Here is a 27,000-nt window from a genome sequence, read left to right on the forward strand (position 1 = left end):
TGGGTCGGGAAGTCAAAGCCTGAACGTGGCACGCAAGGAAACGAACGACGAGTCTTCGCCACCGGCTTCCTTGATGGCGGAACCTACGTCGTAGTACTTCATGTCGAGATCCAGCGTGAGGTTGGGCGTCGCCAGCCATCGGGTGTTGGCGCGGTAGATGGTGCCCACATGCCGGCCGGTGCCGCGGGTGTTGGCCAGCATGCTCATGCCAGGCATGTACACGCCATCCTCTTCGCGCTGCTTCCAGACTTCGAGCACGCCTTGTTCGAAGCGCACCGTGCGCCAGGGCGAGAAGCCGAACGTAGGCCCGACCACGATCACGTTGCTCAAGGTGGTCAGGCTGGCCTCACCGTAAACGCCGTTTCGCGGGAACAGCGGGTCGAAGGTGCCGACCTTGCCGTCGCCTGGGTCGCTATCACCGCTGGCGGCGTCGGCACGCATGCCCAGGCGCGGCTGCCAGGGGTGGTCGAAGGTGTAACCACTGTCGCTCGACACTGCCCAGGCACGGATCGAGGCGCCGCCCAGGTGGCCGCCCTGCCCGGCCAGGTTCCAGCTCCAGTCCAAGGCCTGATAGCGGCCAAACAGGCGCGTGCCGTAGGTGTAGCGCTGTTCGTCCCCAGCCTCGCCGGCCAGGCTGCGGTCATCGGTTTGCAGGCCGAACGCGAACAAATCCATGTTCCATACGGCCGTCAGCGGCAGGGTGCCGTACAGACCGTAAAACTTCACCGCGTTGTTACTGCCATCGTCCCAGCTGTCTTCACCTGTTTTCAACGGCCTGACGGCAAAGGCATCGAGCTTGCGCCCGTCCTTGAGGTTGAGGCTGGCACGCACGCCATCGAAGCTCAAGCGCAGGTTGGGCACATCACGGTAAGTGACGAACACCTGGTCGCCGAAGGCCATCTCCTGGCGCCCGACCCGCGTCGTATAGCGCCCCGCAGCAAAATCGTGATTGAAGTCGATGAATGCCTGGCGGATTTCATTTCGGCCTTCGTCATTAGGTGAGTACAGGTCTTTGCCGAATGCACGGGTGTTCTCGACCTGCACGAAGGTGCGCAGGGCGTCATCAAACAGGTGCAGGTCAGCATGCGCTTGCAAGCGCTGCAACAAATAGGAATCGTCGTTCAGGCCACGCAAGCCGAAGAAGGGCTTGTTCAGTACGTCGGCGCGATAACGCGCCTCAGCCCCCAGTTGCAGCCAGGCCGACTCGGACAAACGATGGTAGCGCAGCCCATCGAACGGGTCGCCGGCCTTGGCGGGGTCATCCAGAAAACGGTAGTCCTCGACCCAGCGCGGGGCGCCAGGCCTGCCTGGCCGGCTGTCTTCAAGCGGACTGGCCGCTTGCACGCACTGGCACAGCGAAAGCAGCACAACGGGCACCAACGCCCGGTTCAACGACCTCGTCATCAGAATTTCCCTTTACTTGTTTTTATAAAATTGGATAACTCTGTTAACGATTATTTTTGTTAATCATCTTGCCGTCAATAGCCAATCGACTGCCCGCAAGAGGCAGGCGGCATTGAGCGTTCGCTGATCGAACGCTTATGCACGCAGGTGCTGCGATATGGCGCCATTGATGGCTACTATTGGCCTTGCGCGCTGTCTGCTACGCGGTCATACGCGTCTAAACACTCATTAAAACAACAAGAGCACCTACATGAACTGCCTCAAACCCCTTGCTGCCCTCGGCCTGCTGATGCTTGGCGCAAGCCAAAGCCTGGCTGCGCCAACCGTTAAGCAACCAAACATTCTGCTTATTGTTGCCGATGACCTCGGCTTTTCCGACTTGTCTGCGCTTGGAAGCGAAATCCAGACCCCGCATCTGGACCAGCTACTGGCCGACGGCCGCCTGATGCTGGACTTTCATGCCGCGCCCAGTTGCTCCCCCACCCGCGCAATGCTGATGTCGGGCAACGACCCGCACATTGCCGGGCTGGGCATGATGGCCGAAGCACGCAAACGGCTGCCCTCGGGTTCCGAAGTGCGCGCAGGCTACGAAGGCGTGCTCGGGGCCAACGTCGCCACCTTGGCCGAACTGCTGCACGATGCCGGGTACCGCACCTACATATCTGGCAAATGGCACCTGGGCATGCAGCCCGCTCAGCAGCCGCAAAATCGCGGTTTCGACCAGGCCTACGTGCTGCTGGAAGGGGGCGCTGCGCACTTCAAGCAAGCCAACATGGACTTGCAGTCGAACTACAGCGCAACGTTCCAGCACAACGGCAAACCCATCGAACTGCCCGACGACTTCTACTCAAGCACCTGGTTCACTGACCGCCTGATTTCCGCCATCGACGAAGGCAAGGCCAGCCAAAAACCCTTCTTCGCCTTCGCCGCCTACACCGCGCCACACTGGCCCTTGCAGGCGCCAGACAAATACCTGGCGCAGTACCGCGGCCGCTACGATCAGGGTTACGAGGCCATTGCCCACGCACGCCTGGAGCGCCAGCGCAAAGCCGGGCTGGTGCCGGCGGACTTCCCGCGCCAAGCGCAACTGGAGGGCGTGCCGAGCTGGGCATCACTGACCGTTGAGCAGCAACGCCAGTCAGCGCGCACCATGGAGGTGTACGCAGCCATGGTCGCCGCACTGGATGCCGAAGTCGGTCGGCTGGTAGATCACCTGCGCAAGGCCGGCGAGCTGGATAACACGCTGATCCTGTTCATGTCCGACAACGGGCCGGAAAACGCTACCCGCGTCGACCCGAACTGGATCAAGCAGCATTTTGACAACAACCTGGACAACTACGGCAAACCTGCCTCGTTCCTGATGATCGGCCCGGCCTGGGCCCAGGTCAGCGCCCTGCCCAGCCGTCGCTACAAGATGACGACCTACCAAGGCGGCATCCGCGTGCCCGCCTTTGTCTATTACCCGGCAACGATCAAGCCTGGGCGCAGCGAAGAACTGGCCAGCGTCAGAGACATCATGCCCACCCTGCTGCAACTGGCGGGTGCCCCCATGCCCGGCATCAAATACCGGGAACGCGATATCGTGCCGCCGCAAGGCACCTCGGCGTTGGCCTACCTGCAGGGCCAGGACACGCGAATACATGCCGAGGACGAAGCCCTGGGCTGGGAAATCAACGGCAGCGCCTCGTTGCGCAAAGGCCCGATGAAACTGCTGTGGGATGCCACCGATGGCAAGCCGGCCTGGCACCTGTACGACCTGGGCAAAGACCCCGGTGAGCACCACGACATCGCTGCCGATCACCCCGAGCAGGTCGCCAGCATGCTGCGCGACTGGAAAGCGTATGCGCAGCGCAGCAATATCGCTATCGACGCCGATGGCCACCCCGCAAGCCCCGCCAAACCGGCCACCCCGACCGTGGCCAGCAAGCCATGATTGCCCGAGTAGCCGGCTGCGCACTGGTCGCCGCCGGCCTGCTCGCCGTGGGCTACAGCGCCTGGCCAGAAGCCCCGGCGCCGGTGCTGCTGTGCAACGGCTACAGTGGCCTGCCCGCAGCACGCCAGGGCGCCTGGCGTGACGGCCTGGTGCGCGTGCCAGGCGGCACGTTCAGCTTTGGCTCGGACCGCTTCTACGACGAAGAAGGCCCGCCCCATACGGCTAGCGTGGCGGATTTCTGGATCGATGTGCATCCGGTCACCAACGCCCAGTTTGAACGCTTCGTAGCCGCTACCGGTTACCTCACCCATGCCGAGCGGGGCATCAGCTTCAAGGACGACCCCACCCTGCCCGAGCACCTGCGGGTGCCTGGCGCGATGGTATTCCAGCAAGGGCCGGACGTGCTCAGCCCTGGCTGGCAATTCATCCCTGGGGCGAGCTGGCGTCACCCGCAAGGCCCGGGCAGCAGCTTGGCGGGGCTGGAAAACCACCCGGTGGTGCAGGTGGCGCTTGAAGATGCCCAGGCGTATGCCCACTGGGCCGGGCGCACGCTTCCCACCGAGGCCCAGCTGGAATACGCCATGCGCGGAGGCTTGCAGGATGCCGACTTCAGCTGGGGCAAAACGGAACTGCCCAAAGGCCGGATCATGGCCAATACCTGGCAGGGCCAGTTTCCATATCACAACGCGGCAGCCGACGGCTTCACCGGTACTTCACCGGTGGGCTGCTTTCCGGCCAACCGCTTTGGCCTGTTCGATGCCGGGGGCAATGTGTGGGAACTGACCCGAACGGGCTATCGTCCTGGCCACGACCCACAGCGTGACGCCGCCCTCGACCCGCCAGGACCCACCCTGGACCAAAGCTTCGACCCCGCCGAACCTGGGGTGAAAGTGGCCGTGATCAAGGGCGGTTCGCACCTGTGCTCGGCAGACCGGTGCATGCGCTACCGGCCCTCGGCGCGGCAACCGCAGCCGGTGTTCATGGCGACCTCACACGTAGGGTTCAGAACGGTTGGTGAATAAACGGCAAAGGTGCTGCGGCCGCGTCGATGGCCGCCACCTGCCGGTCGAAATCGGGCAACAGGTAGTCGAAGAAGTAACGGGCACTTTCCTGCTTTTCCAGGCGCTGCGGCGCGTCGACAGGCAGCGCCTGGATGCAGCGGCACGTGCGGGCCCAGGCATAGGCCTGCAAGGCTGTACCGCAAAGTTGCAGAAAGTCGCCCGCGGCCCGGTACGGGTACTCGGGGTCGTCTGCTGCGCTGAGCTGCACCTTGGCAAGCACCATTTCCAGCGTGTCGCAAACCCTGCGCAACGCATCGCCCTCCTCGCCCGCACCCGTTTCCTGCCGCAGCTCGACCAGCAGCAGCGCAAAGCCTTCGCCCCCATCCCCCAGCACCTTTCGCAGCAGCAAGTCGTTGGCCTGCACTTCATTGGTGCCTTCGTAGATCATCGCAATGCGGCTGTCGCGCAGCGTTTGCTCGATGGCGAACTCGCAGGTGTAGCCATAGCCGCCGAACACCTGCAGCGCCTTGCTGGCCAGGTTGAAACCGAGGTCGGTGAACACGGCCTTGATGATGGGCGTCAACAGCGCTGCCAGCTTCGAGGCCTTCGCCCGTTGTGCGAGGTCAGCTGATGCATCGGCAATATCCAGCCAGTGCGCTGCCCAGTAGCCCAGGGCCCGCATGCCTTCGGTGCGCACACGCAGCTCCAGCAAGATGCGGCGCATGGCAGGGTGCAGGTGAATGGGGTCGGCAGCGCCCTTGGCCTGCCCCGGTGCATTCATCTGCCGGCGCTCCCAGGCGTACGCGCTGGCGTACTGCCAAGCCGCCTGGGCATGCGCCAGCCCCTGCAGGCCGACATGCAGCCTGGCCGAGTTCATCATCACGAACATGGCGGCCAGGCCACCGTGCGCCTGCCCCACCAGCCAGCCGCTGGCCCCTTCGAAACGCAGCGCGCAGGTGGCGCTGCCGCGAATGCCCAGCTTGTGCTCAAGGCCATCGCAGTACACGGCATTGCGCTGGCCATCGTCCAGCCATTTCGGCACCAGCAGCAGCGACAAACCACGGCTGCCCGCTGGCGCATCCGTTAGCCGCGCCAGCACCAGATGCACGATGTCGTGTGTCAGGTCGTGGTCGCCGCCAGAAATGAACAACTTGTTGCCGGTGACGGCGTAGCGGCCGTCGCCCATGGGTTCAGCGCGACAACGTAGCAAGCCGAGGTCACTGCCGGCCTGAGGCTCGGTCAGGCACATGGTCGGCAAGGTCTCGCCGCTGACGATGCCCGGCAGATAGCGCGCCTGCAGTTCGTCAGACGCATGGGTTTTCAGGCACAGGTAGGCGCCATGGGCGATGCCGGTGTACATGGCCCAGGCGTGATTGCTGGCGAACAGCATCTCCTGCAAGGCAGCATCCAGCACCTGGGGCAGCCCTTGCCCGCCGAGTTCCGGGGCACAGGCCAGCGCCGGCCAACCACCCTCGACATAGGCTCGATAGGCCGCCGCAAAACCCTCCGGCGTGCGTACATCACCGTCGTCCAGGCGGCAGCCTTGGCGATCGCCCGGTGCATTCAGCGGGGCCAGCACCTGTTCACTGAAGCGGGCGGCCTCTTCCAGCACCTGAGTGGCCAGGTCGAGATCGATATCTGCATAGGGAGGCATTGCCTGCCAGCCCTGCTCGGCCCGCAGCCAGTGTTGCAGCACGAATTGCATGTCCGCCAATGGCGCCTTCCAGGGCATGGGCTACCTCGCGTTCAAGCCGTGAATTGGGGGTTTTCGATCAGCAGCGCCATGCCTTGGCCGCCACCGATGCAGGCGGCTGCGATCCCGTAGCGCAGGCCGTCCCGGCGCAGTTGCCGAGCCAGGGTGTGCACCAGCCGCAGGCCGGTGGCGGCCAAAGGGTGGCCCAGGGCGATGGCACCACCATGAACGTTGAGCTTTTCCACATCGAGCTGCAGCGCCCGGGCCACGGCCAGCACCTGGGCAGCCTGGGCCTCGTTGATTTCGAAACGGTCGATCTGCGCCAGGCGCAGGCCGCTGCGTTCCAGCAGCAGCGCGATGGCTGGGGCAGGCCCGATGCCCATGGTGTGCGGCGACACACCAACCGCCGTGGCCATCAGCAAGCGCGCCAACGGCAGCCGGGTACAGGCTGAGTAGCGCGCCACCACAGCTGCGGCAGCGCCATCGACTACTGCACAACTGTTGCCCGCCGTTTGTACGCCGTCACGGTGCACCGCACGCAGCCGGGCCAACGCTGCAGCATCCGTCGTGCGTGGGTGGCTGTCCCGGCTGATTTCGCTTACCCCACGGGGCAGCTCGATCCCGCGTGGCAAGCAGCCTTCAATATCGAATGCCTCAGCCGTGACACCGACGATCTCCTCATCGAACCAGCCCTGCTGCTGGGCGCGCAAGGCGCGCTGGTGGCTGCGCAAGGCCCAGGCATCCACGCATTCACGGTGCAAGCCGTACTCACGCGCCAGGTTGTCAGCAGTACCGATCATATCCACCCCGGCAGCGGGGTCGTACAGCGCTTCCCAGAGGAAGTCCTTGAAGCCGACCGGCGCACCCAGCCGAAAACCGTTTCGATGTTCGTAGGCCGCAACCGGGTTGCGCGACATCGACTCGGCGCCCACGCACAGCACCTGCTGGGCGCCACTGCGCAGCTGCTCGCCGGCCTGGCGCAACAGTTCAAGGCCGGTGCCGCAGATACGTTGCACCGCCAGCGCCGGGACGGCCTGAGGCACGCCGCAGTACAAGCCCACATGGCGCGGCAGGAAGTAGGCATCGAAACTGGCCTGGGCCATGCTGCCGGCGAGCACGCTGTCCACCGCCTGCGGGGCAATACCTGCCCGAGCCAGCACCGCACGCCCGGCCTTGATCCCCAGGTCGATGGGCGACACAGCGGACAGTGCGCCGCCCAGGTCTACCCAGGGGGTACGCACCATGCCCACAATGGCTGCGTCATCGAACGCTGTACACAGGCCGGCACTGCTCATGACCGACCCTGTGCGTGCAGCTGGGTCGGGCCTTCACCGCGGTACAACGCATCTACCTGCACGGCCCGCCGCTGCAGCACCGCACGCTGGTTGATCGAACCCTTGTCGGTGATTTCGCCCGCGTCGATCGACGGCGGCTCTTCGAGCAGCGCCAGCCACTCGATGCGGCTGGCGTTGCCCTGGGCGTCACGGTTCAGGCGCGCCAGCCACGCGGCAAACCAGTGGCGTACCGTTTCGCAGCCCAGCACCTCGGCATCACTGGCATCGGCCGCCAGGCCAGCAAGTGCCCGGCACTCGGGCAAACGCGGGAACACCAGCAACCCCAGGCACTCGCGGTCCGGCGCGGTTACCACGATGTCCTGCACATAGGGCGAGCCTTCCAGTACCGCTCGGTTACGCAGCGGGCCGACACTGACGAATACCCCGGACGATAACTTGAAGTCCTCGGCGATACGGCCATCGAACATCAGCCCCTGCTCGGGCTGCTGCAGGTCGGCCAGTTTCAGCGCATCGCCAGAGCAGTAGAAGCCCTCCTCGTCAAAGGCTTCGGCGGTTTGCTGCGGCGAACGCCAGTACCCCGGCATGATGTGCGGGCCACGGAAGCGCGCCTCCAGCTTGTCGGCCTGGGGTACCAGCTTCACTTCGCAACCCGGCGCCGGCAGCCCCACATAACCGGCCATCGATAACGGCCCGGTGGTGAAGGTGCAGGACGGCGCCGCTTCGGTCATGCCCAGGCCAGCCATCATGCGGATGCGCTCGCCACAGTGCTGCTCGGCGATGCGGTCCAGGCGGTCCCATACGCTTTGCGACAGGCCCGCGGCGGCGAAGAAGAACAGCTTGATGCGGGCGAAGAACACGTCACGCAACTGGGCGTCCTGTTCCAGTGCCTTGGCCAGCTCTTCCCAGCCCTTGGGTACGGTCAGGTAGGCTGTTGGCGAGATTTCGCGCAGGTTGCGCAAGGTTTCGCCGAAGCCTTGCGGGGTGGGTTTGCCCGCGTCCAGGTAAAAACTGCCACCGTTGTACAGTACGATGCCAAGGTTGTGGCTGCCGCCAAAGGTGTGGTTCCAGGGTAGCCAGTCCACCAGCACCGGCGGCTCTTCAGCAAACACCGGAAAGGTCTGCAGCAACATCTGCTGATTGGCGCAGAGCATGCGCTGGGTGGTGATCACTGCCTTGGGCAGTTTGGTGGAGCCCGACGTGAAGAGGAACTTGGCGATGGTGTCGGGCCCGGTGGCGGCAAACGCTGCATCGCCAGCAGCGGTGTCGCACGGTTGCAGCAGGCTGTCGAAGCTCAAGTGCCCACGCCCCGGCGCTTCGCCGCGCATGCTGACCACGGGTACCGACGCATCAAGCACGGCATCGAAGGCGCGCAAAAACGGCTGAGTATCGGTGGTGAACACCAGGCCGGGGGTCAACACCTGGCACACATGCCGCAGCTTGGCAAAGTCCTGCGACAGCAGCGCATAGGCCGGCGACACCGGGCAATACGGGATGCCGGCATACATGGCGCCCAGCGCAATCTGCAGATGCTCGATGTCATTGCCGGAAAACAGCGCCAACGGCCGCTCGGCGCTCAGGCCAAAGCCCAGCAGGTGGGTGGCGATGGTGCGCACCTGGCTGAGCATTTGCGCATAGGTGATCTCGCGCCAGGCGCCGTCAGGCTCACGCGCGGCAATAAAAACTGTATCGTGGCGCATCTGCGCCCAGTGCAGCAGCCGGTCGAGCAAGCGCGCAGGCAGCGGCGCCAGCGGCTCGACCGGCTGCATGCGCAGGATGCCGTCGGCTTCACTGACCTGCACCTGAGGGTGCCCGATGGACACCTGCCGGTAGGGCGTGCATTGGCCAGGGTCGGACGACCGTAAGCGGGCTTCGGTATTCACGCAGGTTGCTCCTTGTTCTTGTTGTACATCCTGCCGCCGCCCGGCGCTGCCGGTGGCGGCCAATCGCGTGTTGCTCAGATGGGATAATGCCGCGGGCCATGCTGCAGGGTGACCCAGCGCAGCTGGGTGAACTGGTCGATGGCCGTGCGGCTGCCGAAGCTGCCGTAGCCACTCGACTTGACCCCGCCAAACGGCATCTGCGCCTCGTCGTGCACGGTCGGGCCATTGATGTGGCAAATGCCCGACTCCACCCGCTGGGCCAAGGCCAGCGCACGGCTGGTGTCGCGGCTGAAGATGGCTGACGACAGGCCGAACTCGGAGTCGTTGGCCAGCTTCAGCAGGGCCTCGTCACCCTCACCGCGCAACACCACCGCCACCGGCCCGAAGGACTCCTCGCGGTACAGGCGCATGCTGTTGTCGACGTGATCGAGCAGGGTCGGCTGCAGGATGCTGCCCTGCAGCTGGCCGCCGCATACCAGGCGTGCGCCCTTGGCCACGGCATCGTCGATCAAGGCCTTGATGCGCTCACCAGCCGCACCGCTGACCAGTGAGCCGAGCACTGACGTACTGGCCTGCGGGTCGCCGGCGCGCAGCCCGGTCACCTTCGCCGCCAGCTTCTCGACGAAGGCATCGGCGATGCGACTGTCCACCACCAGCCGCTCCGTGGACATGCAGATCTGCCCTTGGTTGAAGTAGGCACCAAACGCCGCGGCTTCGACTGTGGCGTCCAGGTCGGCGTCGTCCAGTACCAGCAACGGGGCTTTGCCGCCCAGCTCCAGCAAGGCTGGCTTGAGGTGCCGAGCGGCCAGCTCACCGACAATGCGCCCGACGTGGGTAGAACCGGTAAAATTCACGCGGCGCACGGCCGGGTTGGCGATCAGCCGTTCGACGATGGCCGGGGCGTCTTGCGGGGCATTGCTGATCACGTTGACAACGCCATCACCCAGGCCTGCATCGTGCAACACCTGGCCGATCAGCCGATGCACTGCCGGGCTCAGCTCCGATGCCTTGAGCACCACCGTGTTGCCGCACGCCAGCGGCATGGCGATGGCCCGGGTGGCAAGTATGACCGGCGCGTTCCAGGGCGCGATGCCCAGCACCACGCCACAGGGTGCGCGCAAGGCCATGGCGAAACTGCCGGGTACATCCGATGGGATGACTTCGCCGGTTATCTGCGTGGTCATGGCTGCAGCTTCGCGCAGCATGTTGGCGGCCAGTTTCACGTTGAAGCCATACCAGTTGGCCATGGCCCCGGTTTCACCCGCCAGCGCGATGAACTCGTTTGCCCGCGCCTGCAGCAAGTCTGCACCGGCCAACAACCGGCTGCGGCGCTCGCCGGGCGCCAAGGCGGCCCAGGCCGGGAACGCAGCACTGGCAGCGGCTACCGCCGCATCAGCATCGGCCAGCGTGGCGGCGGCGGCTTGCGACACCCCTTCGCCGGTGACCGGATTGCAGCGTTCGAAAGTACGTCCGTCACTGGCGGGGCACGCCCGCCCGCCGATCAGCAAAGGCACCTGCAACATGCTTATTCCTCTTTTTGTACTTGTCGGGAATATCTGCAGGCTGTGACCGGTAATGGCCCAGCCCGCTTGAACTCAGCGCTTGTAGGCCTGCAGGCCTGGCTTGATGCTCTTGTCGTCCAGGAACTGCTTCATGCCCTGCTCGCGCCCGCCTTCGGTGTCCAGCAGGCGGGACTGGTCGAGCTTGGCGTACAGGTAGTCTTCGTTCTGCTCCCAGGTCAGTTCGCGGCAGCGCTTGAAGCCGTGCTTGGCCGCACGCAGCACCACCGGGTTCTTTTCCAGCAGGTTGAGCGCCAGTTCGCGGGTGACGTCGCGCAATTGCGCCAGCGGCACGCTTTCGTTAACCAGCCCCATCTCGGCGGCTTTAGGCCCGCCGAACGTCTTGCCGGTCATGATGTAGTACAGCGACTGACGGTGGCCAACGGTATCGGCCATGGCTTTGCTGACCAGGTTGCCCGGCGGGATGCCCCAGTTGATTTCCGACAGGCCAAAGGTGGCCTCGTCGGCACAGATGGCCAGGTCGCAGGCCACCAGCGGGCTGAAGCCGCCGCCAAAGCACCAGCCGTTGACCATGGCGATAGTCGGCTTGGCGTACATGCGCAACAGCTTCCATTGCCATTGCGAGGCTTCGCGGCGGATTTTTTCCTGGAGGATTTCCGGGCCGGCGTCCACTTCACGGAAGTATTCCTTCAGGTCCATGCCTGCGGTCCACGACTCACCTGCCCCAGTCAGCACCAGCACCCCGGCGTCGCTGTCCTGCTCCAGGGTTTCCAGCACGTCGACCATTTCCCGGTTCAGCGTGGGGCTCATGGCATTGCGCTTTTCCGGGCGGTTGAGGGTGACCCAGGCAATGCCCGACTCCAGTTCGACCTTCACGGTAGCCCAGCGGCCTTCGTATTTGCTCATGGTTCTGCACTCTTGTTGTTCGAGGTGGTGAACACCAAGCTAAGCGAGCTAATTAGTTATGTCAATTAACTATTATGAAAATTATCTTTCCTGCACTGCCTGTTGGACGGTGATTTCCCAGACACTCCTCTAGCCGGATTACGCCAAGGCAGGCAGACTGGGTAACTTTCTTATCCATGAGCCAGGAGCCTGTACCCCCATGGCAAGGTCTGCCCGCACTACCGAAACCGCTTCCATGCCCGCTGCAGCTGCGGATGGAGTGCTTGAAGACTTGATCGGTTACGCCCTGCGCCGCGCCCAATTGAAGCTGTTTCAGAACCTTATTGGCCGGCTCTCGGCACACGACCTGCGCCCGGCGCAGTTCTCGGCGCTGGCGGTGATCGAGCAGAACCCTGGGTTGATGCAGGCGGACCTGGCGCGGTCGCTGGCGATCGAGCCACCGCAGGTGGTGCCCCTGCTGAACAAGCTGGAGGAACGAGCCCTGGCCGTGCGCGTGCGGTGCAAGCCCGACAAGCGCTCTTACGGGATTTTTCTGAGCAAAGCGGGTGAAGCGCTGTTGAAGGAACTGAAGCAAATTGCCCATGACAGCGACCGCGAGGCGACCTCGGCGCTGGATGATGAGGAACGCGGGCAGTTGTTGCGGTTGCTGACGAAGATCTACCAGGCGTAAGGAGAACACCCGCCCAGGCATCACAAAAAATGCACTTTTTCGATTTTACAAATTTGATTTAATCATTTTTGAGAATATTAGCTTAGGTTGAAAAAGTATTTCAAAAGCGTTTTTCATAGAGATATGTTCTCACCAGACCGACCCCTGACTGGCGGAGGCAAAGGAACCTAATACCTCCTTCAGCCTCAGGTCACCTCACCCGGCTCCGGTATCCAGGTATCCGAAATCCCATTCGATGCTGGTTATCTGGAAGCTGCAGCATGAAGCCCTTGCCCTACCCTGTTCGCCATCACCTGTCCGCCGCCGTTGCGTTCGCCCTGTTCACGCCCACAGCCTTCGCCGAGCCTGTCGAAAAGCCTGGCGACAAGCTGCCAACCGTCACCGTCACGGCGGAGCACCGGGAAGAAAACCTGCAGAAAACCCCGCTGGCGATCAGCGCCTTCGACGAGCGCACCCTGCAGGACGCGCAGATCAACAACATCCGCGACCTGTCTGGCCGGGTGCCCAACCTGACGCTTAACCGCCAATCCATTTCCTACAGCGCACAAACCTACGGCATACGCGGCATTGGCGAGACCGACCCGATCCAGGAAGCGGCTGTTGCGGTCTACGCCGACGACCTGTACATCCCGCGGGCGATTTCTTCGATGCTGGACTTCAACGACGTGGAGCGCGTTGAGGTGCTGCGCGGCCCACAAGGCACCCTGTACGGGCGCAACAGTGCAGCCGGCGCGATACGGGTAATCACCCGCGACCCGACCCAGCAGGCCCGCGCCTTCGTCGAGCTGGGTGCCGGCAACTTCAATGCACAGAACGGGCGCCTGCTTGTCAGCGGGCCATTGGTGGACAACACCCTGTTCGGCAGCTTTTCAGCGATCCGCCTGACCCGCGACGGCACCGTGTACAACCGCACCCGTGACAAGGATGTCAACAACATCGACATCCAGTCCTACCGCGGCAAGCTGCGCCTGGCCCCGCAGGATTCGCCCTGGGACGTGCAACTGACCCTGGCCGGCACCTTCGACCGTGGCGATACCACCAGCTATACGCCCTTCAACCCGGCCAACGGCCATTTCGACAAATTCAAGACCTACAGCAGCCTCGACCCCAAGAACCAGCTGGATCAGGGCAGCGCGGTGCTGCGCGCGATCTACAGCATCGATGACCACCTGAATTTCAAGTCGGTCACGGCGTGGTCGGAATTCGACCAGCCGGTGGACTACGACAACTCCGGCCAGGCCAACAGCGGCACCGCGTCACCGATCCAGAACAACCTGATCACCTACAAGCAGCGCTACGCCACCCAGGAATTCCAGCTCAACGGCGAATACGACAGGTTCAGCTACACCCTCGGCGTGTACCTGTACAAGGAGCGCTTCCGCGCCGAGCGCGACAGCCTGACCTTTTCGGTGGCGCAAAACCGGGTCAATGCCAGCGGCCAATACAGCACCACCGATACCGAAAGCTACGCGCTGTACGGGCAGAGCAATTACAAGCTCACCCCACGCCTGTCGCTGACTACCGGCCTGCGCTTCACCCACGAGCACAAGCACTTCGATTACACCAACTACGCCATCACCACCGACAGAGCAATTACTGGCACCAACTTCGCTGCCGAAACCAGCGACTCCTGGGCATCACTCAGCCCCAAGATCGGCCTGGAGTACGCCTGGAGCGACAACCTGGTGCAGTACGGCTATGTGGCCCGGGGCTTCAAGGCCGGCGGCTTCGACAACCGCGCGCCAACCCGCGCCGCTGCCGAGCAGGGCTTTGAGCCGGAAAACGTCACCACCTATGAGGTGGGCTTCAAGGGCGACTTTGCCGATGGCCGCCTGCGCAGCAACATCGCCTTCTTCTATAACGACTACGACGACCTGCAGACCAATGCCTGGGACCCAGCCATCAGCGCCAACCTGCGCACCAATGTAGGCAGTGCCCACACCTACGGCGTGGAACTGGAAAACACCGTGCTGCTGGCGCGCGACCTGCGCCTGACCGCCAACCTGGGCTACCTGAAAAGCCAGTACGACGACTTCCAGAACGCCAGTGGCCCAGGCGTGAGTGCCGACGGCAAGGAAATGATCTTTGCACCGCAATGGAACGCCAGCCTTGGCCTGAACTGGACGCTGCCCGTCAACCTGCCGGGTGAGCTGGTGGCCAACACCGACTACCAGTACCAGACCCGCTCCTACGCCAACCCGCTGAACGCCGACATCTACGAAGTACCTGCCCAGGGCTTCTGGAATGCCAGCACCAGCTATGCCAGCGCGGACGGCCACTGGACCACCACCCTGTCGGTCAAGAACCTGCTCGACCGCGCCTACCCGCAAAGCATCGCCTACTCGGCCGCCAGCCGCACCGCCTACTACTCGGTCAACGACCCACGCACCGTGCTGCTGAGTGTGCGCTACGAGCTGTAGCGCCGCGCTGAACGGACTCACTTTCCACTTGCAAGGAGAACACACCATGGGCTTGACCCGTAGAGACCTTATTGCCCACCTGATGGCCGCTGGCAGCTACGGCGCCGCGCTTGGCAGCCTGTCCGCGCTGGGCCTGTTGCCCGCAGCAGCCACGGCCAGCACCTTCCAGCCGCTGGGCCTGCCGACCACGTCCGGCAACGGCAAGCGCGTGCTGGTGGTGGGGGCTGGCATCAGCGGCCTGGTGGCAGCCTATGAACTTGGCAAAGCCGGTTTTGACGTGCGCGTGCTGGAAGCCCGCGAGCGAATCGGCGGGCGTGCCTGGACGCTGCGCAACGGTGACGAGGTCCTGCACAATGACGGCAGCCGCCAGCAGGTGCGGTTCGACAACGGCCACTATTTCAATGCAGGGCCCGCACGCCTGCCCAGCCATCACCTGACCATCCTCGGCTACTGCCGCGAGCTGGGCGTGCCGCTGGAAGTGCTGGTCAACAGCAGCCGCAACGCCCTCGCCCAACCGGACCTTGCGCAGCCACCGTTACTGCTGCGCCAGGCGGTGAATGACACCCGTGGACACCTCAGCGAACTGCTGTCGCGCAGCATCAGCGGCAAAGCGCTGGACAAGGAGCTGGACACGGGCGATCAGAAGGCCTTGCTGGATTTTCTCAAGGTATACGGTGACCTCGACGAGCAGCGTCATTACAAGGGCTCGGTTCGCGCCGGCTACACCCGCTTCGCCGGGGCGGGCGACCAGACACCGATCCAGCGCCAGCCAGTGGCACTCAAGCAACTGCTCAACCCTAACCTGATGCTGCCGCTGGTGTTCGACGAGATCCCGGAGTTTTCCGCCACCATGTTCCAGCCGGTCGGCGGCATGGACCAGATTGCCAAGGCCCTGTACGCCAAGGTGCAGGACAAGGTGCAACTGCATGCCGAAGTGCAGGCGATCCGCACCGGAGACAACGGTAGCCAGGTTACCTGGCGTGACCGGCGCAGCGGCAAGTCCCAAGTGGAAACCGCCGACTACGCCATCGTCACCATCCCCCTGCCACTGCTGGCCCGGGTTGACCACAACTTTGGCAAAACCACCCAGGCGGCCATCGCCCAGGCTAAGCCGGACCTGGCCAACAAGGTGGCCTGGCAGGCACCCCGGTTTTGGGAAAGCGAGTTCCAGATCTATGGCGGGCTCTCCTATATCAACCACGAAGCGCGGCTGCTGTGGTACCCCAGCGACCACCTGAACAGTGCCCAGGGCATCCTGGTGGGCACCTACAACACCGGCGAAGTGGCGCGCACATTTGCCACGCGCTCGACAGAGCAGCAACTGGCAGCGTCGCGCCAGGCCGTGGAGTCGCTGCACCCGGGCCACGCCGGCAAGTTGCAGCGTGGGGTGGCGGTCAACTGGTCCAAGGTACCGTTCAGCGAAAGCCCGTGGATTGTCCATGACGTGCTTGCCGAGCCCGGTTATTCGCACCTCAACCAGCCCCAAGGCCGCACCTGGCTGGCCAGCGATGCACTGGCCCATGGCGGGGTGGGTATCTGGCAGAACAGTGCTGCGGACTCGGCCCGCCATGTGGTCGGGCAGATCGCCCGGCACGCCCTGCAACAGCAACGCGGCGTCGCCGCCTGAACAAGGAAGCCCTTTGATGAACACAACTGCCCTGCTGCTTGGAGCCTTCATGTCACTGTCCGCACTGACCGCCCAGGCCGACACCATCAAGCGTGTCGACCCGCCAGGCTCGAAGTTCCCCATTTCGCAACTGGTCACCGTACCCGCCGGCACCTCGCTGACCTTCGTCAGCGGCACCTTGCCCGACGTTGCCGACCCCAAGGCACCACCACAGACCATTGCCGCCTATGGCAACACCGAAACCCAGACCCGCTCAGTGCTGAACAAGATCCAGGCTGCGCTGCAAAGCCAGGGTCTGGGCCTGGGTGACGTAGTACAGCTGAGGGTGTTTCTGGTAGGCGACCCGGCCACTGAGGGCAAGCTGGATTTTGCCGGGCTGCAAGCCGCCTACACCGAGTTTTTCGCCACTGCCGAGCAACCGAGAAAGCCAACCCGCACCGCCTTGCAAGTGGTGGCCCTGCCCCTGCCGGGCGCCCTGGTCGAAATCGAAGCGGTCGCTGCAAAAGCGCCCTGAAACGCCGCTAACCCACCCCTATTGCTTGCCTGCCGGGACCACCCGGCGGGCGGCCCCTGTGCACCCGCTGTTCAACAGCGCTCATGGAGAGCGAACATGCTTCACGCCCTGAAACTGCCCAGCCCGCGCCTGCAACCCGCACTGCTGACCATGGCCCTTGGCACCACCGGCCTGGCCACGCCTGCTGCATTTGCCGAAACCACAGCCCAGGCCAACGACCCGGCACAGCTGGGTACCGTGATCGTCACAGGTAACCGCGGCTCGGAAAAACGTACGGTCACCACAAGCCCTGTGCCGATCGATGTGATCAGCGCCAAGCAGCTGCAGCAAACCGGTAAACCCGGCCTGATGGAAGCCCTCAGTGCCAGCGTGCCGTCTTTCACCCTGCCGGAGAAAACCGGCTGGGACGCCAGCGGCATGGCCCGTGCGCCCAGCTTGCGCGGGTTAAATGCGGCCCAGGTGCTGGTGCTGGTGAACGGCAAACGCCGCCATACCAGCGCCACCCTGAACATCAGCGGCATCCATGCGGGCGCTGCGCCCACCGACCTTGACCTGATCCCCATCAGCCTCATCGACCACGTCGAGGTGCTGCGCGATGGCGCGGCTGCCCAGTACGGCTCCGACGCCATCGCCGGGGTGATCAACGTGATCCTCAAGGCCGACGCTTCCGGCACCTCGGTGACCAACGCAGGCCAGGGTTACGACGGCAAAAAGCAGACCGTGCAGCAAGGCTTGAACAAGGGCTTCGAGATCGGCGACAGCGGCATCGTGCAGCTGGCCCTGGATGCGCGCAGCCAGAACGACGACAACAAGGCCAGTGCTAACGGCTACAGCTATGCCGAAGCCTTCGACAAGGCTGGCAAGTCAACCTACGGCGGCTACGGCACACCGAAGATCAACCTGCTGACCTTGGGCTACAACGCCGAGCTGCCGCTAAGCGACGACCTGGCCCTGTATTCGTTCACCACCTATTCACACCGCAAGGCCGAGCAGGGGCAGAACTTCCGGCTGCCGACCATCACCAACACCATCACCACCGGGCCTAACGGTTACCCCAGCGGTTACACACCCACCTGGTACATCGAGGAAGAGGATCTGCAGGGCGCCTTCGGCGCCAAGGGCAATGTCGGGGAATGGGCCTGGGACCTGTCCAGCACCTACGGGCGCAACGAGGCGCTGCAAGGCACCACGCACAACCAGAACGCCTCGCTGGGCGAGGCCACGCCCAACCATTTCGAATCGGGCACCTGGGTCGCCACACAGCTGACCAGCAACCTGGACCTGCAGCGCAGCTTCGACATTGGCCTGGGCAAGCCGCTTGACCTGTCCTGGGGCCTGGAGCACCGCCGTGACACCTACCAGGTGCGCGATGGCGACTGGGCCTCGTGGGCCAACGGCGGCTACTGCCGTGCGCCCGGGGACTGCGCCGCCTCCGGTGCACAGGTCACCAACGGTATCTCACCGGAAGAAGCCACCAGCACCAGCCGCAACAGCGTGGCCAGCTACATCGACGTCGGCTTCAACCCGCTGCCGCAGTGGTACCTGGGCAGCGCGCTGCGCTACGAACACTACAACCGCGGGGTGGGCGCCACCCGCAGCGGCAAACTGACCACCCGCTATGACTTCACCCCCGCGCTGGCCGTGCGCGCCACGGTCAGCAACGGCTTTCGCGCACCGTCGCTGGCCAACAGCCTGTTCAGCGCCCGCTCGACCACCTACGGTGTGGTCAATGGCGTGTACCAATCGATCAACTACGGCGTACTGCCTGTGGACTCGGCGGCAGCCAAGGCATTGGGCGCCACCGCACTCAAGCCCGAGCGCTCGACCAACTACAGCCTGGGCCTGACCTACCAGCCTGCACCGCAGCTGTCGTTCACCGCAGATGCTTACGTGATCAACGTGCGCGACCGCATCACCCTCACCGGTACCCTGCTGGGCGACGAAGTGACCCAGACGCTGCTGGACAACGGTATCGATTCCACCTCTGGCGGGCGCTATTTCACCAACGGCGCCAATACCCGCACCAAGGGCCTGGACCTGGTGGGCAATTTCGACCAGAACCTGGGCAACTGGGGGCAACTGAAATGGACCGCCGCCTTCAACTGGAACCAGACGCAGATCCTGAGCTACAAGGAGAACGTCAATATCCAGGGCACGGACTACAGCCTGATGGACCGCCAGGCGCGCAACTTCCTGACCGAGGTGCAGCCGCACACCAAGTTGATTCTGGGCGCCAACTGGCAGCGCGACCGCTGGACCAGCAACCTGACCCTGACCCGCTATGGTTCATGGCGTGAAGTGAACTCGGCGACTGACCGCAGCCTCGACCGTGAATACAAGGCGCGCTGGATCACCGATATCGACGTGGGGTACCAGCTGAGCAAAGACCTCAACCCGGCGGTGGGAGCGCAGAACCTGTTTGATGTTTACCCCGAGCGGCAGAACCCCAGCAGCAAGACCATGACCAAGGGGTATGGGGCCTATTCGCCTTATGGCTTTACCGGGGGTTACTACTTCACGCGGCTGACCTACAACTTCTGATGTGCATCGCTCGCATACTGGGGCCGCAAAGCGGCCCCAAAAATCCAAGCTAGCACGCATATTTAAAACCAAAAACCATGCCGGTGGGCTAGATTCATTCGAAAGACGAGGCGCACCCCATGAGCCTGATCCCCGGATTATCAGACAATGCTCGCGTGCTGATATGCGGTGCAAGCCGAGGTATCGGCCTGGCATTGTGTAAGGCGATGCTGGCCCGCGATGATGTAAGCCGCGTCTGCGCTGTGTCGCGGCACGCCCGCACCGCTGAGGGGCTGCTTGCACTTGCCCAGGCACATGGCGAACGCTTGGTACTGCTCAATTGCGATGCTCGCGACGAGCTGGCGCTGGCTGCGCTTGCATCCGAGGTGGGCCATGCCTGCCCACACCTTCACCTGGTTATCAGCACACTCGGTATCCTCCACCAGGAGGGCAGCAAAGCCGAGAAATCGCTGGCCCAACTGGACCTCTCCAGCCTGCAGGCCAGCTTCGCCACCAACGCATTCGCACCGATCCTGCTGCTCAAGCATCTGTTGCCGCTGCTGCGCAACCAGCCCGCCACCTTTGCGGCGCTGTCGGCCAGGGTAGGCTCGATCGGTGACAACCGACTGGGCGGCTGGTACAGCTATCGCGCGAGCAAAGCGGCGCTGAACCAGCTGCTGCACACGGCAAGCATCGAACTGAAACGCCTGAACCCGAACGCCACGGTGCTGGCGCTGCATCCGGGCACTACCGATACCGGGCTGTCGCGGCCGTTTCAAGGGAATGTGCCGGAGGGGAAGCTGTTTGAACCGGCGTTTGCGGCACAGTGCGTGATGGAGCAGGTGGGGCGGCTTGGGCCATCGGAGAGTGGCAGTTTTTGGGGGTGGGATGGCGAGCGGATAGCGTGGTGAGTGCGCTCGCGCCGGGTAGCGGTTGCAGCCCGGCCGAGGCAATGCGTTCCATCGCGAGATCAGCTCAGCGAGGGCCACCCCCCTGATGACCGCCGAAGCCACCCCCACCGCCACCATGACCACCACCGTGCCCCCCGCCACCACCTGGCGGCATGAACATCCAGCAACCCGACAGGCTGGATACCAGGACTGCAACCAGGGCTGCACGGAAAAGATGTTTCGACTTCATTGGAACGCTCCACAGGGTTAGATCTGCTGCCTGCCAGTAGCAGTCTGGCAGCGAGCGGATTCTAGAACTGCAGGGTGATGGCACAGGGAAACTTTGCATATCTTTACAGTCGGGTGGAGTGACTGACGCTCTAAAGCGTCCTTGACCCACGCCCTTCCACCGCCGCATGCTCGAACGCTTCCACCCCACGCTCAAGGAACGATTGCATGAAGCTGGAAACACTCGCCCTCCACGCGGGCTTCAGCCCCGACCCGACCACCAAGGCCGTGGCCGTACCGATCTACCAGACCACCTCCTTCGCCTTCGACGACACCCAGCACGGCGCGGACCTGTTCGACCTGAAAGTGGCAGGCAACATCTACTCGCGCATCATGAACCCTACCAACGATGTGCTCGAGCAGCGCATGGCCGCCCTCGAAGGCGGGGTGGGCGCGCTGGCGGTGGCCTCGGGCATGGCGGCCATCACCTACGCCATCCAGACCGTCGCCGAGGCCGGCGACAACATTGTCTCGGTGGCCAAGCTGTACGGCGGCACCTATAACCTGCTGGCCCACACCCTGCCGCGCATGGGCATCCAGACCCGCTTCGCCGCTCATGACGACGTCGCCGCCCTCGAAGCGTTGATCGACGCGCGCACCAAGGCGGTGTTCTGCGAGTCTATCGGCAACCCCGCCGGCAATATCGTCGACATCGCCGCACTGGCCGAGGCCGCCCACCGCCACGGTGTACCACTGATCGTCGACAACACCGTGGCCACCCCGGTGCTGTGCCGACCGTTCGAGCATGGCGCGGACATCGTCGTGCACTCGCTGACCAAGTACATCGGCGGCCACGGTACCAGCATCGGCGGTATCGTCATCGACGCCGGCACGTTCCCCTGGGCCGACAACAAGGAGCGTTTCGCCCTGCTCAACACCCCCGACCCGTCCTACCACGGTGTTACCTACACCGAAGCTTTCGGCCCCGCCGCCTTCATTGGCCGATGCCGTGTGGTGCCGCTGCGCAACACGGGCGCCGCGCTGTCACCGTTCAACGCCTTCCTGATCCTGCAAGGCCTGGAAACTCTGGCCCTGCGCATGGAGCGCCACACTGAAAACGCGCTGAAAGTTGCCCATTACCTGCAAGCCCACGAACAGGTGGCCTGGGTGAAGTACGCCGGGCTGCCCGACCATCCCGAGCATGAACTGGCACAGCGCTACACGGGCGGCAAGCCAGCGTCGATCCTGTCGTTTGGCATCAAGGGCGGCCAGGTTGCCGGGGCGCGCTTCATCGATGCGCTGCAGTTGGTAGTGCGCCTGGTGAACATCGGCGACGCCAAGTCACTGGCTTGCCACCCCGCCTCCACCACTCACCGCCAGCTCAACGACGAGGAGCTGGAAAAAGCCGGCGTGCCGCGCGACATGGTGCGCCTGTCGATTGGCATAGAGCACAGCGACGACATCATCGCCGACCTGGCCCAGGCCCTGGAGGCCAGCCGCGGGTGATGCATCCGCGCCCCACCCAATGCCGACGGCGGGCGCACCTTCATTTAGCCTGGATACACCCGCAATGACCCTGCTCTACCTGAAACTTATCGTCACGCCCCTGCTGATGTGGGCCATCTCCCTCGCCTCGCGGCGCTGGGGCGGTTTGCTGGGGGGCTTGCTATCCGGCCTGCCGATCACCTCGGCACTGGTGATGACTTTCCTGTGCCTGGAACAGGGCAATGCCTTCGCCTTGGGTGCAATAACCGGTGCACTGGGCGGCCTGGCGGCAGTGCAGGCCACCTACACCTTCTATCTGTTGGCCACGCGCAGGCTCGGCGTTGCCTTGGCAGCCCTGCTGGCGTTGCTTTTCTATGGTATGGCCGCCTATGCGTTTACCCACTGGGGCAACCTTAACCTGTCGATTGCCGTGGCACTGGTGCTGATCGGCGTGCTGATACGCGCCAGCGGCCGTGAACCAGAACCAGATACCTTGGCCCGCCCCAGGCACCGGTACTGGGAAATCCCGCTACGCATGGTGTCTGCCACATCCCTGCTGATGATCACCACCAGCCTGGCCAGCTGGCTGGGCCCGGCGACCAGCGGGATGCTCGCGCCGATACCGGTGATTGCCTGGCCGCTGGTGGTGTTCGCCCATGTGCAAGGGGGGCGCCCCGGGATGGTAGCAATGGTGCGGGGCAATGCGATCGGGGCGGTTGGGGTGATCGCATTTTATCTTGTATTGGCGGGGCTGCTCGAAACGTGGGGCGTTGGCGTTACCATCGGGCTGGCCATGGCTTGTGCTGTGCTGCTGACCGTTGGGCTCGCCACTGTGTTGCGGCGGCGTTGATGCGCCATTTGGGGCTGCTGGGCAGCCCATCGCGGCACAAGGCCGCCCCTACAGGGACCGCGTAAATCCTGGGCTGTGCACCCTGTCTGTGGGAGCGGGCTTGCCTCGCGAACACCGGCGCAGCCGGTGCCATACCTGATGGAAAAGCGGCCGATGAAGCCAGGCTGGCAGACCCAGGACGCCGCACTGAGTTGGCATCGGCCCTGAAATGCAAACGCCATCAACGCGGTTGAGGATGCTCGGCAGACACCGAGTTATTGGCCTCCACGTCTTTCATTTCCTCTTCAATCGGGCCGTCATCATCTGCGGGTAATGGCACCTCTGCGTCACCTGCACCAGCCTGGTCATCGTTGGTTCTTGCGGTGCCGTTGTCCCGGTCAAGCTGCCCGTCCTGGTCTGAACCGGGATTGCCGGGAGGTGGGTCCCAGTCTACGGGGCGATTCTCGGACCAAGCCTCACCGACGCCTTGCTTAGGCTCGGACTCAGCCTGTTCAAGGCCCGAGCCATGGCCCGCGCCTGCGTCGGTGGTATTTTCGGTTGGTCCCGGGTACGGCGAGTCGGGGCCATTGTGGTCGATTGCCATGGGCGTTCTCCTGGTTGCAGCGCAGCAAGGGTGCGCCTGTTGTTCAGAGAGCAATCGGCTGGCGAGAGTGCCTTGTGTTCGACCGGTGGTGCAAAAGGCCGGGCTCGCGGCTTTTGCTGGCCAGGTTGCAGGCGTGTTGCACCGGTATCCGTCAAGCCAGGTGGATTTGCGATAAACCCAGTACCTGGGCCTGCGCGAGAACCTGCTGAGGGGTGGCGTCGGCGGGCGGCATGACCAAGCTGTTCTCCCCATCACCAAAGTGCAGCACCATCAGGTGAAGCGCCGCTTCGTGCAGGGCGAGCTTGGGCTGCTTAAGTTCGAAGGTATGAGTGGCCGATTGGCCGTTGATCAGATAGCGAACTGTGTACGCGTGCATGAGAACCTCAAAAGCAGATAAGGGGCTCATTACCTGACCAACCGGGCAGGAATTAATTCATAATGCCTCGATGATGACGCAGCAGGCGCTTCAGCGCACCGCCGCGTCATACGCCGATCATGGCTGCTGCAGCTTCATCGTCTTGCGGTGCAGTTCGATGAACGGCGCCTCCGCCGGATCGATGCGGTCCATGCCTGCCGCAATGCGGTGCCAGTACGGATACTGCGGTGCAATGCGCGTTACTTGCTCGAGCTGCTCCAGGTCGTCTGCCGTGAGCACCAGCTCCACCGCCTGCAGGTTGTCGTGCAACTGCTCGAAGGTACGCCCTGCGGTGATGACGCTGGTTATCCCAGGCCGGTCTTTGAGCCAGGCCAAGCACACCCGTGCCGGTGAGCACGCGTGGCGCTGGGCGATTTCAATCAGTGCCTCGATGATGTCGTAGGCCCGCTCGCGGTCGTGCACGTAAGGCTCCGGCCAATCATTACCCTGGCGGGTACCCTCTGGGGTCGGCTGCCCGCGCCGCACCTTGCCGGTCAGCAAACCCTCCCCCAGCGGCCCCCACACCAGCGTGGCGAAACCCTGGTCGATGGCCATCGGCAGCAACTCGTACTCTGCCTCGCGGGCCTCAGGGGTGTAATAGATCTGCTGGGATACCGGCTGCTGCCAGCCGTTGAGGCGGGCGCAGCCGAGGGTTTTCATCATTTGCCAGGCGGTGTAGTTGGAGGTGCCGAAGTAACGGATCTTGCCGCTTTGCACCAGGTGGTCCAAGGACGCCAAGGTTTCCTCGACCGGCGTGACACCGTCCCAGTTGTGGATCTGGTACAGGTCGATATGGTCGGTACCAAGGCGCTTGAGGCTGGCCTCGCAGGCGCGAATCAGGTGATAACGCGACGCCCCGCTGTCGTTGGGGTTGTCGCCCATCGGGCTGCGGGCCTTGGTGGCGAGGATGATGGAATGGCGTCGCTGCCCCAGCGCAGTGCCAACGATTTCTTCTGCCAGGCCGTGGGAGTACAGGTCGGCGGTATCCACCAGGTTAACCCCGGCATCGAAGGCCATGTCGAACATACGCCGCGCCTGGTCGACATCCACGCTACCCGTTTTTTCGAACGCGCCACGCCCGCCGAAGGGGACAGTGCCAACCACCAATTCTGAGACCAACAGGCCGGTGTTACCGAGTGCACGATACTTCATGGACAACCTCTTTTGCGCAAGACATGGAAGTACCGACGGTGCTGGGAGCTGAAACGTTCAATCTGATCAGCCGGCGAAGCTGCATGCACCTGAGTTGTGGGAGCGGGCTTGTCCCGCGAAGCAGGTGACGCCGTGCAGGCACCGGCTTTGTCGGTGTTCGCGGGCGCGCGCCCCCTACACGCCTGCGCCTGACTCGAGAGCCCGTCAGTGGAAAAAATGTCCAATGGTTGATTTAGAGACGTTTCCTACACGGTTTTAAGACGCCCTAGGAACCTCCGGCAAGCGATTCCTCGTTAGTGTTCAGGGACCATCACGGTCCTTTCAATGCGAGGTCGTTTTTTGACAATCAGCCAACGTATCGCCATTGCGGCAGCCGAAGCCGGGCTGCCGCACGACCAGTGCATGTCCTGCGAGCGCCAGGGCCTGCCGATGCTGCCGCTGCGCCGCGCCCTGGTACCGGATACCCGACAGGAGTGCATCACGACTGTGGCAGGTAGCCAACATATCTCGGGGAAGATGGGCCTGCGTACTTTGCGCATGGGTTACCTGTATGTACTGCTCGACCAGCAGGTCTGGCATGCCTACGAAGTCAGCGAACAGGGCCATCTGCGCCGCTTCAACCCCTACGAACCGTCAGAGGGCCTGCCCGCATCGCTGCCCGAAAAGTGCGTGAATGAAAACCACGATATCCCTTCTGCTTTCCTGAATATTGATACCGACCGGTATGGCACAGCCTGGCTGGCCTTCTCCAGCGATGCCTGGCCGGTCAGCGTGCTGAATGCCTACAAGAAGGGCCAGGCACCTGTACATCGCTTCGAGGGGATTGACCTGACCCAGGCGCGTAACAACCCAGAATTACTGGGCATTGCAATGACGCCGGATAACCTGCAGGTCGACAAGGATGTGTTCGAGTACGCCCAGCATGGGTGCTCGCCGTTTGACAGTGCGCATGGGTTTCACACTCGCAAGCTGCGCAGGTTTGCCTTGAAGGGATACCTGGTCAACGCGATGAACCGGCACACGCTGGAGAACGGCGTGCTGGCAGTGGTGCTCGACGATACCGTTGGCCTGATTCAGGAATTCAACCATCAGCGGTTGACCTGGGTGGTGAAGCGCCAGCTCTGGCGTGAGGACCCCATGCGTGCCTACCAGTTGCAGACCTCGCAGATCCTGCAGGCCATTCGCGCCACGCAGCGGGAGTGGGCAGCGCAGAAGGTGCCTTCGCTGGAGCCAATGGCGGGTAGAGGGCCGTTTGTACCGGTTGATCCGACGGTAGAGCGGCTGCGCATGGTCGAGCAAGCGATGAAGGACAGCGACGATAAACTCGAACAGCGCTACCACGAACCGCAACGGGCGGCGTTCCAGGCCGGGTATGACCAGCAGGAAGCCGAGTTCCAGCGCTTCATCGACAAGGACGCCCGTGCTTACGCCGCGCTGTTCGACACGCCCATGTTCAAGGTGGCCGAGCAGTACGATTACGACGGTGATCATCGTGAGTCTGGCGTGGCGTATGCCAAGACCATGGCCTTATGCCTAGGTGGCAGTATTACCGAGGCGGTGGCGTCCGATGTGAGTCCCGCTGCCGGCACCAGCGAAACGCTCTGGCAGAAATGGCTACAGGATCCTGATAGCCCTCCCTATCGCGCGTTGTTGATGCGTGACCGTGCGTTGTTGGCCGGGCTGCTTCCCAGCTTTTCCGACGTCACCAACTGGAATGACAGCGACAAGCTCTACGGCATGTTGAGCAAGATCATTGCGAGCGACGACGCCGGCTTGCGCATGCGCAATACCTTGAAGCAGGCCATTGCCGAAACCCAGGGCGCGCTCAACGCTGCCAGCCAACGTTTGTCGCCCAATTTGCCACCTGGCATCCAGACCGCCGTGCGGCACCTGAACAGCGCGACGCAGTTTCTCTACAACGGCGTGCACCTCATCGAGCTGGAAGTGAAGATGAAGCTGGGCGAGTACTACGCCCTGCAGAGTGCCCATTTACGCGAATTGCAGCACAAGGCCA

General features: G+C 63.5%; 20 protein-coding genes. 11 read left to right on the top strand and 9 right to left on the bottom strand.

The window, feature by feature from the left end:
• Positions 1-12: 12 nt before the first annotated feature.
• Positions 13-1,404, bottom strand: coding sequence for an alginate export family protein (locus ACK1VC_RS16790; protein WP_191086731.1), 1,392 nt, complete (start codon positions 1,402-1,404; stop codon positions 13-15).
• A 250-nt stretch (positions 1,405-1,654) separates the two neighbouring features.
• Between ACK1VC_RS16790 and ACK1VC_RS16795 the strand changes: the two genes are divergently transcribed.
• Positions 1,655-3,337, top strand: coding sequence for an arylsulfatase (locus tag ACK1VC_RS16795; RefSeq protein WP_096426238.1), 1,683 nt, complete (start codon positions 1,655-1,657; stop codon positions 3,335-3,337).
• Entirely contained in the window at positions 3,334-4,359 is a 1,026-nt protein-coding gene (locus ACK1VC_RS16800) for a formylglycine-generating enzyme family protein (protein ID WP_060517259.1), read from the top strand. The genes ACK1VC_RS16795 and ACK1VC_RS16800 overlap by 4 nt, the downstream gene beginning before the upstream one ends.
• Here ACK1VC_RS16800 and ACK1VC_RS16805 read toward each other — a convergent pair.
• From ACK1VC_RS16805 to ACK1VC_RS16825, 5 genes are all read right to left on the bottom strand, one after another.
• The gene (locus ACK1VC_RS16805; RefSeq protein ID WP_191086732.1) at positions 4,340-6,070 is read right to left on the bottom strand and encodes an acyl-CoA dehydrogenase; all 1,731 of its coding nucleotides are present in this window, start codon (positions 6,068-6,070) and stop codon (positions 4,340-4,342) included. The genes ACK1VC_RS16800 and ACK1VC_RS16805 overlap by 20 nt on opposite strands.
• A 14-nt stretch (positions 6,071-6,084) precedes the next feature.
• A complete protein-coding gene (locus ACK1VC_RS16810) occupies positions 6,085-7,326 on the bottom strand; it encodes a thiolase family protein (protein ID WP_070086379.1) in 1,242 nt (413 codons plus the stop codon).
• Positions 7,323-9,206 carry a feruloyl-CoA synthase gene (locus ACK1VC_RS16815; protein ID WP_191086733.1) on the bottom strand — a complete coding sequence of 628 codons (1,884 nt, stop codon included), beginning with the start codon at positions 9,204-9,206 and terminating at the stop codon, positions 7,323-7,325. The genes ACK1VC_RS16810 and ACK1VC_RS16815 overlap by 4 nt, the downstream gene beginning before the upstream one ends.
• 74 nt (positions 9,207-9,280) lie before the next feature.
• A complete protein-coding gene (locus ACK1VC_RS16820) occupies positions 9,281-10,729 on the bottom strand; it encodes an aldehyde dehydrogenase (protein ID WP_016487702.1) in 1,449 nt (482 codons plus the stop codon).
• Positions 10,730-10,801: 72 nt separating this feature from the next.
• A complete protein-coding gene (locus tag ACK1VC_RS16825) occupies positions 10,802-11,632 on the bottom strand; it encodes a p-hydroxycinnamoyl CoA hydratase/lyase (RefSeq protein WP_016487703.1) in 831 nt (276 codons plus the stop codon).
• A gap of 199 nt (positions 11,633-11,831) precedes the next feature.
• On the opposite strand from ACK1VC_RS16825, the gene ACK1VC_RS16830 reads away from it, so the two are divergent.
• From ACK1VC_RS16830 to ACK1VC_RS16865, 8 genes are all read left to right on the top strand, one after another.
• Positions 11,832-12,302, top strand: a complete 471-nt coding sequence (locus ACK1VC_RS16830) for a MarR family winged helix-turn-helix transcriptional regulator (RefSeq protein ID WP_023049344.1) — start codon at positions 11,832-11,834, stop codon at positions 12,300-12,302.
• Positions 12,303-12,562: 260 nt separating this feature from the next.
• Complete coding sequence (locus ACK1VC_RS16835) at positions 12,563-14,722, top strand: TonB-dependent receptor (RefSeq protein ID WP_060517253.1); 2,160 nt, start codon at positions 12,563-12,565, stop codon at positions 14,720-14,722.
• A 46-nt stretch (positions 14,723-14,768) separates the two neighbouring features.
• Positions 14,769-16,349, top strand: coding sequence for a flavin monoamine oxidase family protein (locus ACK1VC_RS16840; protein ID WP_016487705.1), 1,581 nt, complete (start codon positions 14,769-14,771; stop codon positions 16,347-16,349).
• A 16-nt stretch (positions 16,350-16,365) separates the two neighbouring features.
• Positions 16,366-16,863: a RidA family protein gene (locus ACK1VC_RS16845; protein ID WP_016487706.1), complete on the top strand. Its 498-nt coding sequence runs from the start codon at positions 16,366-16,368 to the stop codon at positions 16,861-16,863.
• 96 nt (positions 16,864-16,959) lie between these two features.
• Positions 16,960-19,404 (top strand): TonB-dependent receptor plug domain-containing protein, encoded by a 2,445-nt coding sequence (locus ACK1VC_RS16850; RefSeq protein ID WP_449117994.1) that lies wholly within the window; start codon positions 16,960-16,962, stop codon positions 19,402-19,404.
• A gap of 119 nt (positions 19,405-19,523) precedes the next feature.
• On the top strand, positions 19,524-20,294 hold the full coding sequence (locus ACK1VC_RS16855) for an SDR family NAD(P)-dependent oxidoreductase (protein WP_024717913.1): 771 nt from the start codon (positions 19,524-19,526) through the stop codon (positions 20,292-20,294).
• Between the two features lie 435 nt (positions 20,295-20,729).
• Positions 20,730-22,007 carry a bifunctional O-acetylhomoserine aminocarboxypropyltransferase/cysteine synthase gene (locus ACK1VC_RS16860; protein WP_023048182.1) on the top strand — a complete coding sequence of 426 codons (1,278 nt, stop codon included), beginning with the start codon at positions 20,730-20,732 and terminating at the stop codon, positions 22,005-22,007.
• A 64-nt stretch (positions 22,008-22,071) separates the two neighbouring features.
• Entirely contained in the window at positions 22,072-22,836 is a 765-nt protein-coding gene (locus ACK1VC_RS16865; RefSeq protein WP_096426241.1) for a hypothetical protein, read from the top strand.
• 220 nt (positions 22,837-23,056) lie between these two features.
• On the opposite strand, the gene ACK1VC_RS16870 is transcribed toward ACK1VC_RS16865, so the two are convergent.
• From ACK1VC_RS16870 to ACK1VC_RS16880, 3 genes are all read right to left on the bottom strand, one after another.
• A complete protein-coding gene (locus ACK1VC_RS16870) occupies positions 23,057-23,419 on the bottom strand; it encodes a hypothetical protein (RefSeq protein ID WP_191086735.1) in 363 nt (120 codons plus the stop codon).
• A 151-nt stretch (positions 23,420-23,570) separates the two neighbouring features.
• On the bottom strand, positions 23,571-23,795 hold the full coding sequence (locus ACK1VC_RS16875) for a hypothetical protein (protein ID WP_016487712.1): 225 nt from the start codon (positions 23,793-23,795) through the stop codon (positions 23,571-23,573).
• A 117-nt stretch (positions 23,796-23,912) separates the two neighbouring features.
• The gene (locus ACK1VC_RS16880) at positions 23,913-24,986 is read right to left on the bottom strand and encodes an aldo/keto reductase (protein ID WP_191086736.1); all 1,074 of its coding nucleotides are present in this window, start codon (positions 24,984-24,986) and stop codon (positions 23,913-23,915) included.
• 339 nt (positions 24,987-25,325) lie between these two features.
• On the opposite strand from ACK1VC_RS16880, the gene ACK1VC_RS16885 reads away from it, so the two are divergent.
• Positions 25,326-27,000: T6SS effector BTH_I2691 family protein (locus tag ACK1VC_RS16885; protein WP_449117995.1), on the top strand; the 1,675-nt coding region annotated here is incomplete at its 3' end.

This window comes from Pseudomonas sp. XP2, assembly GCF_053557975.1.

Bases quoted from the DNA above. Each gene is read 5' to 3' on its own strand.
- ACK1VC_RS16790 (WP_191086731.1), bottom strand. From the start codon at position 1,404: ATGACGAGGTCGTTGAACCGGGCGTTGGTGCCCGTTGTGCTGCTTTCG.
- ACK1VC_RS16795 (WP_096426238.1), top strand. From the start codon at position 1,655: ATGAACTGCCTCAAACCCCTTGCTGCCCTCGGCCTGCTGATGCTTGGC.
- ACK1VC_RS16800 (WP_060517259.1), top strand. From the start codon at position 3,334: ATGATTGCCCGAGTAGCCGGCTGCGCACTGGTCGCCGCCGGCCTGCTC.
- ACK1VC_RS16805 (WP_191086732.1), bottom strand. From the start codon at position 6,070: ATGCCCTGGAAGGCGCCATTGGCGGACATGCAATTCGTGCTGCAACAC.
- ACK1VC_RS16810 (WP_070086379.1), bottom strand. From the start codon at position 7,326: ATGAGCAGTGCCGGCCTGTGTACAGCGTTCGATGACGCAGCCATTGTG.
- ACK1VC_RS16820 (WP_016487702.1), bottom strand. From the start codon at position 10,729: ATGTTGCAGGTGCCTTTGCTGATCGGCGGGCGGGCGTGCCCCGCCAGT.
- ACK1VC_RS16825 (WP_016487703.1), bottom strand. From the start codon at position 11,632: ATGAGCAAATACGAAGGCCGCTGGGCTACCGTGAAGGTCGAACTGGAG.
- ACK1VC_RS16830 (WP_023049344.1), top strand. From the start codon at position 11,832: ATGGCAAGGTCTGCCCGCACTACCGAAACCGCTTCCATGCCCGCTGCA.
- ACK1VC_RS16835 (WP_060517253.1), top strand. From the start codon at position 12,563: ATGAAGCCCTTGCCCTACCCTGTTCGCCATCACCTGTCCGCCGCCGTT.
- ACK1VC_RS16840 (WP_016487705.1), top strand. From the start codon at position 14,769: ATGGGCTTGACCCGTAGAGACCTTATTGCCCACCTGATGGCCGCTGGC.
- ACK1VC_RS16845 (WP_016487706.1), top strand. From the start codon at position 16,366: ATGAACACAACTGCCCTGCTGCTTGGAGCCTTCATGTCACTGTCCGCA.
- ACK1VC_RS16850 (WP_449117994.1), top strand. From the start codon at position 16,960: ATGCTTCACGCCCTGAAACTGCCCAGCCCGCGCCTGCAACCCGCACTG.
- ACK1VC_RS16855 (WP_024717913.1), top strand. From the start codon at position 19,524: ATGAGCCTGATCCCCGGATTATCAGACAATGCTCGCGTGCTGATATGC.
- ACK1VC_RS16860 (WP_023048182.1), top strand. From the start codon at position 20,730: ATGAAGCTGGAAACACTCGCCCTCCACGCGGGCTTCAGCCCCGACCCG.
- ACK1VC_RS16865 (WP_096426241.1), top strand. From the start codon at position 22,072: ATGACCCTGCTCTACCTGAAACTTATCGTCACGCCCCTGCTGATGTGG.
- ACK1VC_RS16870 (WP_191086735.1), bottom strand. From the start codon at position 23,419: ATGGCAATCGACCACAATGGCCCCGACTCGCCGTACCCGGGACCAACC.
- ACK1VC_RS16875 (WP_016487712.1), bottom strand. From the start codon at position 23,795: ATGCACGCGTACACAGTTCGCTATCTGATCAACGGCCAATCGGCCACT.
- ACK1VC_RS16880 (WP_191086736.1), bottom strand. From the start codon at position 24,986: ATGAAGTATCGTGCACTCGGTAACACCGGCCTGTTGGTCTCAGAATTG.